We start from the raw sequence: 15,813 nt of genomic DNA on the forward strand, positions 1-15,813 counted from the left end.
CCTTGTCCACTAGGTGATGATGTGTCGCAACTCTGTGCGATATCTCGGGGTGCTCCGTTAACATCCTTCTGTACAGCTCCTCAGCAGATCTTATGCTCCTTGTGAAAACTATTGTGACTCCATCATCCTCCGCATATTTGGTTATCACCTCAACAGGGTCCACATATGCCTCTGGCAGCTCTATTCCCAGATATCTTGCTATCTCTTTTATAGAGTAATACTTCATTTTAAACTTCTCAAAATCATCTATTGATTCAGCTATATCCCTTCCAGCTGCCCTTAATATCTCCTCCTTATGCAGCTTTACCCTCTCCCACGTGCTTCTGAGATCCTTCCCGATGACAACATAAACCCTGTTTTCGGGCCTGAAAGGCCTTCCTCTTATTATCTCAGTCTCTTTTCCGTTTATCTGGGTGAGAATTTCAGCCATCTCCTCTGGATTCCCGAGAGTTGCTGTTAGAATTGCTATTGAGAAGTTCTTGGGGGAAAGAAGCCTTAAAAGCCTGATCATTGAGACCAGAAGGGCGATGCACCTTGGATCGTAGAAGTCGAACTCATCCAGAACTAGGAGATCCATCCTTTCAGCAAATCCATAGAGAATTTTAGGCCCTCCTGAAACCCATCTTTTCATGTCCGTCATCAGGAAAGCAGGATTTGTTATCAGGATATCCGAGGATGATACTCTCCTCATTTCTTTTCTCCTCATGGAGTCCATTGCCTCAGCTTTCAGACCAATGGCCTCTGAGTAATCCTTTAACCTGGATATCTGGTCGTTTGCCAGAGCTAAAGTCGGATAAATCACCATTGTTTTGTTTCCATCCTTTGAGTAGAGGAACCATGCCTCCGTCTTTCCGCTTCCGGATCCGCTTATCAATATCACATTCTTCCCAGATTTGAGTGCCTTTACAGTGCGGAGCTGGTGACTGTAAAGCCTTTCATTGGCTAAATAGCTCCTTTTTGTCCTTGATATCTCGGGAAAAATGTCAGAAAAAGTTAAGTTCTCCTCCTCAGGCCTATCCGCTTCCTGTACATGCTTGTAGAAGTCGTAGCTGAGATCCTTCAGAAGCCTCTCCGTGTCCATCTGCGATTACTCTGACAGGAGTTAAATAAGGTTTCACACTGTTGTTTCATTATTTTGTATATTTTTGCTCTCTGAATATCCTCTGTGTCTCAGCAATGAGCTCTCAGATTACCTCGAACTCTATCGGCACTTTTCTCGGCTTTGGGCCCTCAGATGTGAACACTATGTCCCAAGCATCGATCTCAGGTCTGCCTATTATCAGCTCCTCCCTAAGGTTCTCCGCAACCTCAAAGGCAACCCTTCCCGGTACTTCTACACCTTGGAAGACCACCTTAACAAGGGTTTGTCCAACGATCCTCAGCCTTCCCTCTTTATCAGCTGTCTTAAGCTCTAAGGCTCATCCAGCGGGATAAATGCCCCAGCTCATCGGCTAAGCTCCTTGAGATCAAGCTCCTGCTGGCTCCTGTATCAACTAAGGCTTTAAGCTTTATGCTCCTATCCGAACTTGAGCATCACATCGGCCTGTTCTACCTTCATTGTATTCTTTTGGCAGATCATCCTTTATAACTTTTGCGAGGCCTTAATCTTATTGATATCTGATCTAGGGAATTATGAAACCGGAAGGAGGTTGATGACAGACCTATTTCCATAAACTTCCCTATCAATTTCTTTTTTCATTTTTTCCATTTTTCTAAAAAAAAAGCTTATATTAAAATCCTGCTTATACAAGCTTATGCATAAGAGCTGTCATCCTCAGTTGATCTTCCCCAAAGTGGCTCTTAGAATTATCTGCAACATGATTGTAGCAGTGAATGCCCTTCTAAGAGGAAAATCGAGGAAAATACTGGCCTTAGCAACAATTTCCATATTGCTCTTTCCATCCGCACTTACGTTAGTGAATGCCTGTCCCCTCTTTGTGAATGAGAACGCAAGGTTTCTGACAAACATCAGCGTATCCCCTCTGAATTTAACAGTTGATTATCTGCAGGATGAAGTTCACAAAAACATGCCAGTTTTCTCCGTTTCCTCAAACGAGAGCTATGTTCTGAAACTTGATTTCTACCTGACTGATAACACAACATCAGTGTTCTTTAAAGTCCTTAGGTGCGGAAATCAGAGCTTTCCAGAGGTAACTAGGGTTATGGTGCCTCCAAATCGGACAGCAATAGGATGGAACACGATCTACCTGAATGTTCCCAGCCCTGATGACTCCGGGATGAATGAAGCAGGAATATACATGCTGAAGGTGGTCGGGGTTGCTGGGCATCTAAATGGATCCTGGGATGCCCCATTTAAGGATGGAATATTCTCCGGAAGAAAGCCTGAGGATCTCGGCTGGGATGACTTTGAGGTCGCATACCAGCTTGCTGTCAAGGTGGGAGGTGAGCACAAAAACCCGTTCATAAGGGATCTTTCCCTCACTCCGAGCAAAGTCTTCCTCTCCCCGGGCGAGTACTTCTATGTAACTGCCCGTTATTACAGGACTTATTACTGTCCGAGCGATTACTTCAAGTTCTTCATCAGAGATGGAAGTATCGCTGAGATCGGAAGATGGGCTGCTGGCTACTGGCAAATGGTTCCATACGGGTGGCAGACATTCACTATAGAGCTGAAAGCACCTGATAAACCCGGAATTTACACTATTAAGGCAGTTGGATGCTCGGGACATGGGACATACAGCTATCTCGGCGTGAACTGGAATGATCCAAGGGTGGATGGAGGATTCAGAGGCCATAAACCAGAGGAGCTGAGCTGGGACTTCTATGAAGTGGCATCAGAGTTTACCATTTTTGTTAATATTACATTAGAGCGTCTACCCATTTACACAACGTACGGACGTCCTCCGTACAGCGTCTTTACCAGAGAGCCTGTGAACGTCATCACGGGGAACTATCTCTATCAGAAACGCGATCTATTTATTCAAGCTAGAGGCCTTTCGATATCATTTTACAGAACTTACAACTCCCGTGACCCGTATAGCGGTCCTCTTGGCCATGGTTGGACCCACAACTTCAATATTCGACTGGAGATTCTCAATCAGACAGTAGTTGTCTTTAATGAAGATGGAAGAGGGGAGATCTATAGGCTTGGCCCTGATGGAAAATACATACCATCACCCGGGGTTTTCGACAATTTAACTCGGAATCCTGATGGAACATTTACTCTAATCCGCAAGGATTCTCGGATAAAACTTCACTTTGATCCCTCAGGAAAACTGCTCAGCATAGAGGATAGAAATGGAAACAAGATAAACTTAATTTATGAGGGTTCAAAGCTATCAAAAGTGGTTGATGCGAGCGGCCGCGAGGTTCTTAAATTTAATTATGATTCTCAACTCCGAATTGTGTCGATAGAGGATGTAATTGGCAGGCATGTGTACTACAAATACGATGAAAATGGAGACCTCGTCGAGGCCGTTGATGTGCGGGGAAGCTCAACTAAATATGTATACCAGAATCATAAAATAACTAAAATAATAGATCCTAGAGGAAAACTGGTCCTAACGAATTATTATGATGATCTGGGGAGAGTTATCAAGCAGGTGGATGCCTTCGGCTACGAAACTTCTTTTGAATACCTCGATGGGGAGACAATAGTGAGAGACCCCATGGGGAACAAGTGGACTTACTACTACGATGAAGCTTGGAGGATAACAAAGGAGGTCGATCCTCTTGGAAGGTCAACTGCTTACTCATACGATGAGAGAGGGAACCTTGTCAAGATAACGGATAAAAGAGGTAACAGCATTCTTTTAGAATACAATGAGAGAGGGGATCTGGTCAAGGTCGTCGATCGCTCGGGCACCATCTCTCATCTAAGGTATGACAACGCAAGCAACCTTGTGGAGTTCATAGATCAGGCTGGAAACAGAATTGAAATGTCATATGATGCTAGGGGCAACCTTCTCTCAATTAAAAACCAGAAGGGAAATGTCATGCGCTTCAGTTATGATGAATTTGGGCAGTTGAGGGAGATAGTGGATGCCAAGGGCGGAACCTTTGCCTTTGAATACGACGATCATGGGAACGTAATCCGCATGAGGGATCCCGGGAACAGCACGTGGAGCTATTCCTACGATGAAATAGGGAGGCTTCTCTCCGCCACCGATCCCCTCGGCAACTCCATACATCTTGTTTACGACAATGATTGGTCTGTTGTCAAAAAGATAGACCAAGTTGGGGCTGTAACTAGCTTCATCTACGATGAGAGTGGAAACCTGATCGAGCAAATAGACCCCATGGGGTACTCGATGAAATACGTTTATGACAACGCAAGCAGGCTGATAGAGGTCATCGATCCCCTTGGAAGAGTAACGCGCTATGAATACAACCCTCTCTGGCTTCTATCAAGTGTTATAGATTCCAATGGAAGGAGGACGAGCTATGAGTATGATCCGAATGGAAATCTCATCAGAATCTCAGATCCAATAGGGAGGGAGATCTCATTCACATACGATCCCAATGGGAATGTGCTCTCCCAGACCGACAGGATGGGGAGGACGATAAGCTACAAATACGATGCTGACGACCGCTTAACGGAGATAGCTTATCCCAACGGCCAGAAAATCTCCATTTTATACGATGTTCTGGGCAGGGTTGTAAAGATAACCAACGGCACTAGGCAGATGACATTTGAATACGATGAGGTCGGCAACCTGCTTAATTATGTCGACTGGAACGGAAGGAAGATCTCCTATGCTTATGATGAATTAAATAGAGTTATTTCAATAACATATCCTGACAATAAAACAGTATTTTACGAGTATAATGCACTTAGCAGACTCAAGAGCGTCAGGGACTGGAGGGGCAGGACCACTGCCTACGAGTACGATCCAATGGGATATCCGGTTAAGGCAATATATCCGAATGGAATTGAAGTCTCATATGAGTGGGATCCAGCTCACAGGCTCACTAAAATTACAACCCAGCGGAAGGCTGGAGGGGCAAGCATACTGATTGTCTCCTACGAGTATTCATACGACTTAGATGGAAGGAGGACTTCTGTCAAAAAAGTTGAATTCGGAAGGGAGAAGGAGGAGATCATAAACTACAGGTATGACCCAATAGGCCAGCTAATTGAGGTCTCATCGGGCAAGTGGAGGAGAAGCTACTTCTATGATAACGTTGGGAATTTAATAAAGATGGTGGAGGAGGAGGGAGAGGCTAAGAAACTAGCTAGGACGACGAACTATTATTATAATGAATTGAATCAGCTTGTCAAAATTGAGTATCCTGATGGAGGTGTGGAGTATCTCAGCTATGATGGGAACGGCAACCTGATCAATGAAACTCGGGTGAAGGGAGGCTCGATACTGGAGCAGAGAATTTACTCATACGGCTTCGAGAACGAGCTTCTCAAGGTGGATATTCAGCTTAGCCTTTGCATGCATGGCAAATGCATGGGCAATGTGCACAAAGTTGTTGAATACGGGTACGATCCTCTGGGGAACAGAGTTGAGAGAAAACAGCTCCTCGTTTCCCCCAATGAAACACTGCTTGAGAGGCATGACTTTTACGTCAATGACATTGTCGAACCCTTAACTCGGGTTCTTCAAACGTATGATGCCGTGGATGGGACTTCTTCGAGCTTCGTCTATGGAATCAATCGCATAGCGGGCTTCAAGGAATTTCATCCGCACGGCAAACATGCGGAGAGGGAGCTGGAGTACTACTATGTTTACGATGGTCTAGGAAGCGTTGTTGGGCTGACAAATGAGAATGGAGCTTTAATAGCGAAGTACTCCTACGATGAATTCGGCATGCCCTCACCTGCCACAGAGGCTCAGCTCAAGTTGGTGAGGGCAATAGGATTGTTCCCTACTTTTGCCTTTGCAGGCGAGGACTACGATGATGTTGTGAACCTGATCTTCCTGAGGGCTAGATACTACAGTCCAAGCCTGAAGAGGTTCATAAGCGAGGACGATTTTTCAGGCATCCCGACAGTTCCAATAAGCCTGAACAGATACATCTACTGCCACAACTCCCCTGTCTCCTACGTCGATCCAACTGGGCATATAGTCTGGATAATTGGAGCACTGCTTATCGGGGGCTTTCTTGCTGGGGGCATTAATTTAGCCTTGTATCACTTCACCACTCCACCTGATCAAAGAAGCAATTGGGGTTACTTTGAAGCTTTTATGAGTGGTTTTGTCGCGGGTGCAACGGGAACGCTTGCCAGTATATATGGTGGTCCAATAGCAGGCGGAGCAGTTGCAGGACTTGCCGGTCAATTAACCTCTAACCTTCTTGAAGGAAGGCCTTTCTGGGAGGATCTTGTAGTATCTACTGTCACTGGAGGTATTATAGGGGGTGTTGTAGGGGCTATAGTTCCTAAGATACCAGGACTCAAGTATAGAGGCCCTGCTCCAACTCTTCAGTGGCGTAAAGGATGGCCTTTACCCTTTGGATACGTGGGCAAAAACACCTATAGATATATTTACAGGTTGGTTGTCTCAAAAATCCTAGGTAAGGCTGTGTATGCCGGAATATACTTGGCATCACGGCTGATAGAGGAAGTATTCGTCGCTCCTTATCCTCCCTCCGGAACCCTCGTCATCCAGCTGAATAAGCGTTGGTAGAAAAAGCTTAAGTACTTACGTTGGGAGTGATTATGATGGAAAGACGATTGACACCGACAGAAATCGCTATAAAGTATTTTAGAACTCATTATATCCAAGAAATTATAGCTTTTTCTTTTTGCATAATACTTTCTTATTTATTTGCAATTCTTTTTATTTATTATTATGGTCTCATCTGTGCTATCTCCGCTATTATCGGAATTTTGTCCAGCATGCTCTTTATCTTAAAAATGAGGGGCAGAAGGGCAGAAAGCTCGGCGGAGAGGATAGCCTCCTATATTGGGACTGATGATCCTGCTTGTATGGAGTTGATAAAAGAGCTAAGTTCGAAAATTGAGGTTACAACACCATTTTACCTCGCTTTAATTGTTTTTACAATGATTGCGGAGATCCTGAGTCCGAATAAATTGAACCTAGAGATTTTAAATAATCTGGATGCCCTGTCTGGCTGTACATTCGGTCCTTGGCTTACTAGTTTTCTTTGTTCAAGTCTCGGCGATACTTTCATCTTCCCCACATGGAGATCGATGAGGGCTCTTGAGAAGTTCTTCAAGGAGCATCCAGTAAAAACCCTGCCACCTACTATCAGAAGGTGGTGGGCCAGGGAAATGGCAGTTAAGTCCGGGAAAAGGCCAGCCTTGATAACAGGTCTCTCCCTTCTCTTCTATACTGTCGGAATTTCCCTATTTGTGGGAGGTCTTGTTATGATAATATTCGGATTTATTGGGTTCCCAATTTATGAGCAGCTAGACCTAATACATAAGGAGTTAAATGGTTTGCCACTTTATAGACCTAATGAAGACCCCCTCAGGGCGGTTATTGTCGAGGGACTGGGTCTTATGACGATAGGATTCTGTTTTTTAGTTCCAGCTCGCTGGATGTGGAAGCTTATGAAGTGGGGGGCCATAATAGCAATCATGTCCTGCGCCGTACCGATTGAATTTGGCATATTCTTTGTGATGGACCACCCGGAGAAGTTGTTTAACTACCTGCTCATAATTATTCCATCTATTATAATATTATTAATAAAACATGAGTGGAAGAAATTTATGTGAGTATAAAGGCTTTTGCAATATTGTATATGGCGAAGTAACAGAGAGCATCACTAGTAAGGGGAGAATTTGTCCTCCTTCTGCCTTATCCTATTAAGAGAAACCTTAGTAGGAAAGCTTAAGTATCTAAACTTAACATATTAACAGGATGGAGGAGGAACTGACTCCAGCAGAGATTGTTATAAAGTTCATTAGAATATATTCTATTCAAGCAATTATATCTCTCTCCCTTTTCTCTCTTTCTTTCTTCTTGCTTACGAATGTACTTTTTATTTATTATTATGGTCTCATCCCTGCGCTCTCTACGATCACTGGGATTTCGTTCAGCATTCTCCCCTAAAGATAAAAAAAATAAAAAGAAGGGCAAAACCTACCTTTATATCCTCTCTCCTTCTCTTTTTCATTCTCCTGCTTGCAGGCATAACTTTCCTTTATTATAAAGGATGTAACCTCATTTCGCTTGCGATTCTCGCTGCCGTTGAGATTTCGCCCATCATATTACTTCTTTTGTGGATAAAGAACAGAAGAATAGAAAACTTGGTGAAGAGAGCGCTGGAGAGGGAAGGAAGAATGCTAACTCCAGTGGAAGATGTACTATCTTCTGGGGAGCTCTATAGGGGTCGCGGTGATCAGGCCTATGTTGAATTATGGAGGCTGTTAAGAAGAGAACTAAACAAAAAATTATTATAAAGCCTTTCTATTATATTTTATTTGTTTTTACGATGATTGCGGAGATCCTTAGCCCGAATAAATCGAACTTGGATGTTTTAAATGATCCAACTACTCTAACCTTTTGTACCTCCATTACTTTGTTTTTTAGTTTTATCCTGTCGATGGGAGGTAATTCCTGCATCTCTCCTATATGGAGGTCCATGAGGATAGCAGAGGAATTTTTTAAAGAACATCCAGTGAAAATCCTGCCCCCGATTGTTAGAAAGTGGTGGACTGGAGAAAAAGCGATAAGGTATGGAGAAAAGCTGGTTAGTGCAGTAGTTGCTCTTTTTTTATGGTATTGGAATCCCCCTCTTTGTGGAAGGTCTTGCAACAATAATATCTGAGTTAACTGGTTTGCCCACTCACGAACTTCTGGGAGGGCTAACTCCTTTGGAAAGGCCAGTTAACATCACACCAGAAGAGAATTTCATCATGGGAATGTTTTTCATGATGGTAGGATGCTCCATGATAGCGTTGGGCTTCTTTGCATTTCCGACTTATCAAACGTGGAAACTTGCGAAGATGGGAGTGGTATTAGCAATCTCATTCTGTCTTCTCCCAATAGTATCAGCCGCATTTATAGCGTTCAGCATACCATTGGAAGAACAGGTTGCAATACTGTTTATAATCATTCTAGCCATTATAATATTATTAATAAAAACATAAATGGAGAAAATTTCAACGAAATACCTAAAAATGCAGGCAGTTTACGGAATCAATTGAATATAAATTTAAAGAGTAACAGTGTAAGGGAATTCAAGAATCTAACGCAACTCACTAAGAGGAATCCCGGCTGATGGGACAATAAGAAAGCTTTTTCGCAGATTGTTACTCTCAACTTTTACAAACCGAGCAAACAACTGTTTCCTCCAACATGATGACTCCATTTGCCTTAATCTCCACAATCCACTTCTCAACAGCTCCATTTCTCCCCCATCTCCATGAGAAGAGCTCAAGAAGATATCCATTATCCATTCTCATAGTAAGCTTAAAAACAGGTATATAGACCGCTGTTGACTATGGCAAGAAGGAAGTTGATCCTGATAGCAATATTTATCCTGCTTTTTCTCGCCCTGTATATTCGAGAAATGAAAAGAGGAGAAACTGTGAGGATTTCAGAGGTTTCCGATGAGGAAATAGCAAAGGAGAAGGCGATGGAGGCAATACCTGCAGAGGGTCTCGAATATCATGGGATATGGTCTGCTTGGGGGAAGAGTTCCTCTCTCCTCAGGAATCACACGGTGTATTCTGTTGTTAAGTGTGTTAGCGGTTGCAGCTATAGCGATCTCTTAAGTGAGGACTGCAGCTGCATAATATCAGCGGGTGTTGTAGCTGTTGGAAGGGATGGGGAGGCATTTCTCCTCCCTGATGACTTCAATAAAGTGGTAAGAAGGGAGAAAATAGAGGTGAAATCCGAGGATGATGCCCTAAAAATTGCATTTGAGTATGTCAACTCATCTGTTGTCTTTGGAAGGGCGGTTCTGCTTCGGAACACGTCGGACATACCGGTGATAAAGGTGGAGGAGTGCGAGAAGGAGATGCACCCAGAGCTGTGCAGGCGCGATTATGAGAAGTCAAGGGAGAAGGTGGAGGGGTTAAGGAGCACGATAAGATATCCAAATATCACCATGGAGGACGGAAACTATGTGGTCACCTTCTTCACATGGAAGGATCTCGGAGGGATTGTTGAGATGTGGAGGATTGAGGTGGGAGGCGATGGAACTATAGCATTGCTAGCTCATGAGGTCATCGCTAGGGAGGTGGGGAAATACTTCATGCTTCGTTAAGCTGTAATAGTATTGGCAGCCCTTAGCGATATCTTAAGCTCCTTTATCCGGAAGGTGAGCTGCTCCACGAGTGAGGAAGCTTCCAGCGTTTAGGGTAACTTTACGCCTCATCTGCTGGTTCGGGGCTCACAGCTTCCCCATCCGCAGATCTCATTAACCTGCGGGCTATCCCTATGGGCTCGGAACATCCGAGCTGAATTTCAGGAGAGATTTGTGTTTTAACTTTGCCCATTCATCCCAGAGTTTTGACTCTGGATCTTCTGGCTGTCCATTTTTATAAAATGTGTTCTCTTATTAAAAATTCCTTCATTTTCACTGTTTTCCCATGCTCTCTACTTTCAGAGGGGTCAGATCTCTGTCCCACCTTAAAAGCCATATTCCATTGTCTTTAGCGGCCTCTACAGCTTCAGGAACAGCATAATCAGCATATATAACCTTTATAACTCTATCTCTGAGTAGATCCGACCTTCTCTTCCTTAGAAACTCAATTTTGTCGATCAACTCCTTAATTAGGTTCTTCCCGAGCCTGACAGTAGCTTCACCTATAACACATAGATCTTTATTTGCCCCGTATATGTTTATCTCCATTGAGTCGACGAAAACCCTGTCAAGCTCCATATCAATGTTCAGATCCTGTTTTATCCTGTGCTTTATCACGCTCCTGGCCTCATCCTCAACCGATAATGTTAGCCTCTCCAAGGTGGTTGACATCCTGCTTATGCTGGCATGAATCCCCTTTACCTCCTCCCATAGCTTGTTCTGGCCCTCTCTGAGTGCTTTAACCTCCTCCCATAGCTTGTTTTGACCCTCCCAAAGCTTTTTCATGTTCTCCTCAAGGCTGTCAAGCCTCTTCAACATCTCAGAAATCCCCAGATATCCTGCAACTGCATATCTGAACTCGAGATCCCTCTCAAGGAGGTCGAGCATCTCCCTCCTCAGCCTGCTGGAAGCCCTAGCCATCACTTAATGGGCATACTGCAATATAAAAAACTTAAGGTATAGCTTTATGGTTTCAGCAACTTTTCCTCCTTTCGCGTCTTCCGCTCACCAGAATAGGATTATCTAAGCTCTTTCATTATCTCTTGCTTTTTTTTAATTTTTCAAAAAGTTTATATAAAAGTCCTTCTCTGTAGTCTATGCGCAGGGGTCTGTCTCTCTTCATCCTTCTCCTCATCTTCCTGCTTCAGATCCCCCAGGCATCAGGAGAGGAGGTCAGATATGAGCATAAGGTTGTCGTTTGGAGCACTAGGCATCCCGCATTATCATCAAAAGCAGAGGTCCTTGAGAACGGGACCACAGTTTTGAGACCGGGTGGATTTTTAAAGTATGAGATAAATCTGCCATTCGAGCTCCCAGCCGGAAGTTACCTAATGCTGATGGCCAGTGTCAGCAGCGACTCCAGAGATATTTCAGTAATACAGGTGAAGGTGCGCGTAAATGAGGGAGAATATCAGCTCTACAACCTGACTGTGCTGCATGGAGTCTTCTTCCCTCAGTTCATTTACTTCGGGAAGGTTGAGGGCAGAAATCTTTCAATATGGATATTTCATCACAGATCAGTTCTGGGAAATGCAAGCCTTCTCCTGACCAACATAGGAATGGAGTTCTTCATCCCCGTGAAGGAGAAGGCGATTCCATTTGAGGAATACTTCATGGGCCATCTCGGCAATCTAGCCGGAAAAGTTGTTGTATATAAAAAGGAGATAAGGGGAAAGGTTGTGGAGGTATATGTAGACTACAGAACTATAATTGCAGTGAGAAAGACGGAATACTGCGGGCTGAACAACATGCCGCCAAGCTTCAGCATAGATGAGCAGGTTGACCAGTGGAGAGGAGGCTTCTCAAAGAACAGGATGTACAACAGCGTGGATGGGTGCTGGTACTACGTCTACTTCCCCGCTCTCTATAAGGGATGAAGTAACAAAATATCTGTAAAGCTTTATACTACATAAATTTCTTCCACTCATGTTTTATTAACAATATTATAATAGATGGAATAATTATGAGCAGGTAGTTAAACAACTTCTCCGGGTGGTCCATCACAAAGAATATGCCAAATGTAATTGGTATAGCAGAAGCTAAGATTGCTATTATGGCCCCTTCCTTCATGAGTTTCCACATCCAGCGGGCTGAAACTAAAAAGAAGACTCCTATCGCCATGAGACCCAGTCCTGCGCCGACAGCCTCTCTGAGGAGGTCTTCATTAGGTCCATGAAGTGGTAAACCAGTTAACTCCCTAGATATTAGGTCTAGCTGCTCATAAATTGGGAACCCAATAAATCCGAATATCATCGTAACAAGACCTTCCACAAACAGGGAAATTCCGACAGTATAGAAGAGAAGGGAGAGACCTGTTATCAAGGCTGGCCTTTTTCCGGACTTAACTGCCATCTCCCTGGCCCACCACCTTCTGATAGTAGGTGGCAGGGTCTTTATCGGGTGTTCTTTGAAGAACTTCTCAAGAGCTCTCATCGATCTCCATGTGGGGAAAATAGCAAAATCGCTTCCAGCTGAACAAGTAAAACTAGAAAGCCAAGGACCGAATGTACAGACGAATAAACCATCTATATCATTTAAAACCTCTAGGTTCAATTTATTCGGGCTAAGGATCCCCGCGATCATTGTAAGAACAATTAAACCGAGGTAAAATGGTGTTGTAACCTCGATTTTCGAACTTAGCTCTTTTCTCAACTCGATATAGGCCTGATCACCGTAACCCTCACAGAGCTTCCTGAGCTCCGGCCTCTCCAGCGGGCTTAATGCCCTTTTTCCCCTTCTCTTTAAGGTGCGGAACATGCCGGTCAAAATTCCGACAATGGTGGAGATCGTAGGGATGAGGCCATAATAATAAATAAGAAGTACATTTATAATTAAAAAAAGAAGTATTACAAAAAAAGAAAGAAATATAATTTCTCCGGTATATTGAGTTCTAAGGTACTTTATAGCGATCTCTGTCGGTGTTAGCTCTCTCTCCATCGCTCCCAATTTTCCCCACCCAATTTTTAAGCTTTTCTACCAACGCTTATTCAGCTGGATGACGAGGGTTCCGGAGGGAAGATAGGGAGGAACGAATACATCCTCTATCAGCCGTGATGCCAAATATATTCCGGCATACACAACCCTAGTTAGGATTCTTGAGACCACTATTCTATAAATATATCTATAAGTGTTTGGACCCCTATATCCAAAGGGTAAAGGCCACCCTTTGCTCAACTTAAGTTTTGGAGCAGGGCCTCTGAATCTGAGTCCCGGTATCTCAGGAACTATAGCCCCTACAACACCCCCTATAATACCTCCAGTGGCAGCAGATACTACAACATCCTCCCAGAGAGGCCTTCCTTCAAGATAGTTAGAGGCCATTTGACCGAAAAACCCTGCAGCTACTCCACCTGCTATTGGACCAATTATGGGAATCATACCGCCAAGTGTTCCCACTAGACCTGCAACAGCACCTACCGCAAGACCTTTTTCCAAAAGCTTCTAAGTAACCCCATTTGTTTCTTTGATCAAGTGAGTATATAGAGAAGTAGTACTTGGCTAAATTAGTTACGCTCCAGCAAGTAATGCTTTATTTCACAAGAATTTCTTCCACTCATGTTTTATTAATAATATTATAATAGATGGAATAATTATGAGCAGGTAGTTAAATAACTTCTCCGGGCAGTCCATCGCAAAGAATATGCCAAATGTAATTGGTATGGCAAGAAGGGTTGCGATTGCTAATATAGCCCCTTCCCTCATAAGCTTCCACATGTAGCGGGCTGGAAGTAAAAAGAAGCCTCCCATCGCTGCGAAACATAGTCCCATGAGAACAGCCGCTCTGAGGGGATCTTCATTAGGTCCATGAAGTGGTAAACCAGCTAACTCAGATAATACTGGATCTAGCTGCTTGTAGATCGGGAAGCCAATCAACCCGGATATCATATACGCAAGACCTATTCCAAACAGGGAAATTCCTACAGCATAGAAGAAAAGGGATAGACCTGTTATCAAGGCCGGCCTTTTTCCGGACTTAACTGCCATCTCCCTGGCCCACCACCTTCTGATAGTGGGTGGCAGGGTTTTTATCGGGTGCTCCTTGAGGAACTTCTCCATCATCTTCATCGATCTCCATATGGGGAAAACGGCAAGATCGCCCCCAGCTGAATAAATAAAACTAGAAGACCAAGAAAAAATACAGGTTAATGGAACACTTGAATCATTTAAAAGCTCTAAGTTTAATCCTCTGTTTGGGCTCAGGATTTCTGCAAGCACTGTAAGAGCAATTAAAATCAAGTAATAAGGCCCTGTAACTTCAATTTTTTGATCCATCTCCCTCCTCAGCTCGATATAGGCCTGATCACCGTAACCCTTATAAAGCTTTCCGAAAAGTGGATCCTCCACAGGGCTTTGTGCTCTTCTTCCCTTCCTCTTTAAGGTGAGGAACATGCCGGACAGAATTCCGACAATAGTGGAGATCGCAGGAATGAGGCCACAATAGTAAATAAAAATTACATTTATAATTAGGAGACCAATTATTGTAAAAGAAAAAAATCCAATTTCTTCAATGTATGCAGTTCTAAGGAACTTTATAGCAATTTCTGTTGATGTTAATTCTCTCTCCATTTTTCTCACCTTCAATAGACTTTAAAGTTATTATTAAGTTTTTCTACCAACGCTTATTCAGCTGGACGACAAGAGTCCCAGAGGGAGGATAAGGAGGAGCGACGAATACATCCTCTATCAACCATGACACGTATATTTCGGCAGCCTTACCTAGGATTGTTGAGACAGCTAGCGCCTTGAGATATCTATAAGTGTTTTTGCCCACGTACCCGCCAATAGGCCATCCTTTGTACCACTGAAGACTTGGAGCAGGGCCCCTGAATCTGAGTGCTGGTATCATCTTGGGAACTATATACCCTATACCAGCACCAATAGCAGCAGATATTGCAGTGTCCATAACAGTCTCCCAGAGAGACTTTCCTTCAAGTAAGTCAAGACCCGCTGTTTCGGCTGCTTCTGCGACCGCTCCACCTACTATTCCACCGGTAAATCCACCAATAAGCTGTCCAACTCCCATTCCTAATCCAGTTGCGGCAACACCTACTATAAAGGATAGTGCATAACCTATCGAACTTCTTTTCTCAGGCGGAGTAAAGAAATGATACTCGGCTGTGCTAATCACGCCCCCTATTAGGAGGACAATGGGTATCCAGACTATATGCCCAGTTGGATCGACATATGAGATGGGGGAGTTGTGGCAGTAGATGTATCTGTTCAGGCTTATTGGAACCGTAGGAATGCCTGGAAAATCGTCCTCGCTTATGAACCTCTTCAGGCTTGGACTGTAGTATCTAGCCCTCAGGAAGATCAGGTTCACAACATCATCGTAGTCCTCGCCTGCAAACGTCAGGAGCAAACTTTTATTTAACTGAGTTAAAGTTCGTGGGTGTGATCTTGAGAGTCGCTGGAGTCGTTGTGAGCGCAAGAAAGGAGGGAAACTGCCTGCACTGCATGAAGTACTGCCTTCAGAAACTGAGTGAGATGGGCTTCGATACCCTGTTAATCAATTTCTATGACTACAATATACTTCCCTGCAGCCACTGCAATTATGAGTGCTACGCATTTGAAATAAGGGGAAGGGAGGAGAGATGCCCCATAAACGACGATGTGCCGAGG

The 15,813-nt window shown here is 43.8% G+C and carries 16 protein-coding genes; 7 read left to right on the plus strand and 9 right to left on the minus strand.

Annotated elements, in window-relative coordinates:
- From D6D85_RS08485 to D6D85_RS17220, 3 genes are all read right to left on the minus strand, one after another.
- Positions 1–1,081, minus strand: a 1,081-nt coding sequence (locus tag D6D85_RS08485) for a DEAD/DEAH box helicase (protein ID WP_125671629.1), incomplete at its 3' end; no start/stop codon positions are given.
- Between the two features lie 103 nt (positions 1,082–1,184).
- Positions 1,185–1,352, minus strand: a complete 168-nt coding sequence (locus tag D6D85_RS16300) for a hypothetical protein (RefSeq protein ID WP_161969776.1) — start codon at positions 1,350–1,352, stop codon at positions 1,185–1,187.
- Between the two features lie 52 nt (positions 1,353–1,404).
- Positions 1,405–1,512: an aspartyl protease family protein gene (locus tag D6D85_RS17220; protein ID WP_125671641.1), complete on the minus strand. Its 108-nt coding sequence runs from the start codon at positions 1,510–1,512 to the stop codon at positions 1,405–1,407.
- A gap of 305 nt (positions 1,513–1,817) precedes the next feature.
- Here D6D85_RS17220 and D6D85_RS08495 point away from each other — a divergent pair, with 305 nt between their 5' ends.
- The 4 genes from D6D85_RS08495 (at position 1,818) to D6D85_RS08510 (ending at position 9,031) form a co-directional block, all read left to right on the plus strand.
- The gene (locus tag D6D85_RS08495; RefSeq protein ID WP_161969777.1) at positions 1,818–6,599 is read left to right on the plus strand and encodes a DUF6531 domain-containing protein; all 4,782 of its coding nucleotides are present in this window, start codon (positions 1,818–1,820) and stop codon (positions 6,597–6,599) included.
- Between the two features lie 230 nt (positions 6,600–6,829).
- The gene (locus D6D85_RS08500) at positions 6,830–7,654 is read left to right on the plus strand and encodes a hypothetical protein (RefSeq protein ID WP_125671631.1); all 825 of its coding nucleotides are present in this window, start codon (positions 6,830–6,832) and stop codon (positions 7,652–7,654) included.
- 644 nt (positions 7,655–8,298) lie between these two features.
- Positions 8,299–8,709 carry a hypothetical protein gene (locus tag D6D85_RS16850; protein WP_125671632.1) on the plus strand — a complete coding sequence of 137 codons (411 nt, stop codon included), beginning with the start codon at positions 8,299–8,301 and terminating at the stop codon, positions 8,707–8,709.
- Positions 8,681–9,031 carry a hypothetical protein gene (locus D6D85_RS08510; RefSeq protein WP_125671633.1) on the plus strand — a complete coding sequence of 117 codons (351 nt, stop codon included), beginning with the start codon at positions 8,681–8,683 and terminating at the stop codon, positions 9,029–9,031. The genes D6D85_RS16850 and D6D85_RS08510 overlap by 29 nt, the downstream gene beginning before the upstream one ends.
- Before the next feature lie 168 nt (positions 9,032–9,199).
- Here the strand turns inward: D6D85_RS08510 and D6D85_RS16315 are convergent, their stop codons facing one another.
- Positions 9,200–9,340 (minus strand): hypothetical protein, encoded by a 141-nt coding sequence (locus D6D85_RS16315; RefSeq protein ID WP_161969780.1) that lies wholly within the window; start codon positions 9,338–9,340, stop codon positions 9,200–9,202.
- Positions 9,341–9,384: 44 nt separating this feature from the next.
- On the opposite strand from D6D85_RS16315, the gene D6D85_RS08515 reads away from it, so the two are divergent.
- On the plus strand, positions 9,385–10,152 hold the full coding sequence (locus tag D6D85_RS08515; RefSeq protein WP_125671634.1) for a hypothetical protein: 768 nt from the start codon (positions 9,385–9,387) through the stop codon (positions 10,150–10,152).
- A gap of 312 nt (positions 10,153–10,464) precedes the next feature.
- Here D6D85_RS08515 and D6D85_RS08520 read toward each other — a convergent pair whose 3' ends face one another.
- Positions 10,465–11,112 carry a hypothetical protein gene (locus D6D85_RS08520; RefSeq protein WP_125671635.1) on the minus strand — a complete coding sequence of 216 codons (648 nt, stop codon included), beginning with the start codon at positions 11,110–11,112 and terminating at the stop codon, positions 10,465–10,467.
- A 176-nt stretch (positions 11,113–11,288) separates the two neighbouring features.
- On the opposite strand from D6D85_RS08520, the gene D6D85_RS08525 reads away from it, so the two are divergent.
- Positions 11,289–12,068, plus strand: a complete 780-nt coding sequence (locus tag D6D85_RS08525; RefSeq protein ID WP_125671636.1) for a hypothetical protein — start codon at positions 11,289–11,291, stop codon at positions 12,066–12,068.
- A 28-nt stretch (positions 12,069–12,096) separates the two neighbouring features.
- Here D6D85_RS08525 and D6D85_RS08530 read toward each other — a convergent pair whose 3' ends face one another.
- The 4 genes from D6D85_RS08530 to D6D85_RS08545 form a co-directional block, all read right to left on the minus strand.
- The gene (locus D6D85_RS08530) at positions 12,097–13,128 is read right to left on the minus strand and encodes a hypothetical protein (RefSeq protein ID WP_125671637.1); all 1,032 of its coding nucleotides are present in this window, start codon (positions 13,126–13,128) and stop codon (positions 12,097–12,099) included.
- Positions 13,129–13,164: 36 nt separating this feature from the next.
- Positions 13,165–13,626 (minus strand): hypothetical protein, encoded by a 462-nt coding sequence (locus D6D85_RS08535; RefSeq protein WP_125671638.1) that lies wholly within the window; start codon positions 13,624–13,626, stop codon positions 13,165–13,167.
- 99 nt (positions 13,627–13,725) lie between these two features.
- Positions 13,726–14,757: a hypothetical protein gene (locus tag D6D85_RS08540; RefSeq protein WP_125671639.1), complete on the minus strand. Its 1,032-nt coding sequence runs from the start codon at positions 14,755–14,757 to the stop codon at positions 13,726–13,728.
- Positions 14,758–14,800: 43 nt separating this feature from the next.
- Complete coding sequence (locus D6D85_RS08545) at positions 14,801–15,553, minus strand: RHS repeat-associated core domain-containing protein (RefSeq protein ID WP_161969781.1); 753 nt, start codon at positions 15,551–15,553, stop codon at positions 14,801–14,803.
- A gap of 38 nt (positions 15,554–15,591) precedes the next feature.
- On the opposite strand from D6D85_RS08545, the gene D6D85_RS08550 reads away from it, so the two are divergent.
- The coding region (locus D6D85_RS08550; protein WP_161969782.1) for an NAD(P)H-dependent oxidoreductase at positions 15,592–15,813 on the plus strand (222 nt) is incomplete at its 3' end.

Source organism: Candidatus Methanodesulfokora washburnensis (assembly GCF_003947435.1).
GTDB lineage: Archaea > Korarchaeota > Korarchaeia > Korarchaeales > Korarchaeaceae > Methanodesulfokora > Methanodesulfokora washburnensis.

Excerpts from the sequence above, each read along its gene's own strand:
- D6D85_RS08495 (WP_161969777.1), top strand. The coding sequence starts at position 1,818 with ATGATTGTAGCAGTGAATGCCCTTCTAAGAGGAAAATCGAGGAAAATA.
- D6D85_RS08500 (WP_125671631.1), top strand. The coding sequence starts at position 6,830 with ATGAGGGGCAGAAGGGCAGAAAGCTCGGCGGAGAGGATAGCCTCCTAT.
- D6D85_RS16850 (WP_125671632.1), top strand. The coding sequence starts at position 8,299 with ATGGAGGCTGTTAAGAAGAGAACTAAACAAAAAATTATTATAAAGCCT.
- D6D85_RS16315 (WP_161969780.1), bottom strand. The coding sequence starts at position 9,340 with ATGGATAATGGATATCTTCTTGAGCTCTTCTCATGGAGATGGGGGAGA.
- D6D85_RS08515 (WP_125671634.1), top strand. The coding sequence starts at position 9,385 with ATGGCAAGAAGGAAGTTGATCCTGATAGCAATATTTATCCTGCTTTTT.
- D6D85_RS08520 (WP_125671635.1), bottom strand. The coding sequence starts at position 11,112 with ATGGCTAGGGCTTCCAGCAGGCTGAGGAGGGAGATGCTCGACCTCCTT.
- D6D85_RS08525 (WP_125671636.1), top strand. The coding sequence starts at position 11,289 with ATGCGCAGGGGTCTGTCTCTCTTCATCCTTCTCCTCATCTTCCTGCTT.
- D6D85_RS08530 (WP_125671637.1), bottom strand. The coding sequence starts at position 13,128 with ATGGAGAGAGAGCTAACACCGACAGAGATCGCTATAAAGTACCTTAGA.
- D6D85_RS08540 (WP_125671639.1), bottom strand. The coding sequence starts at position 14,757 with ATGGAGAGAGAATTAACATCAACAGAAATTGCTATAAAGTTCCTTAGA.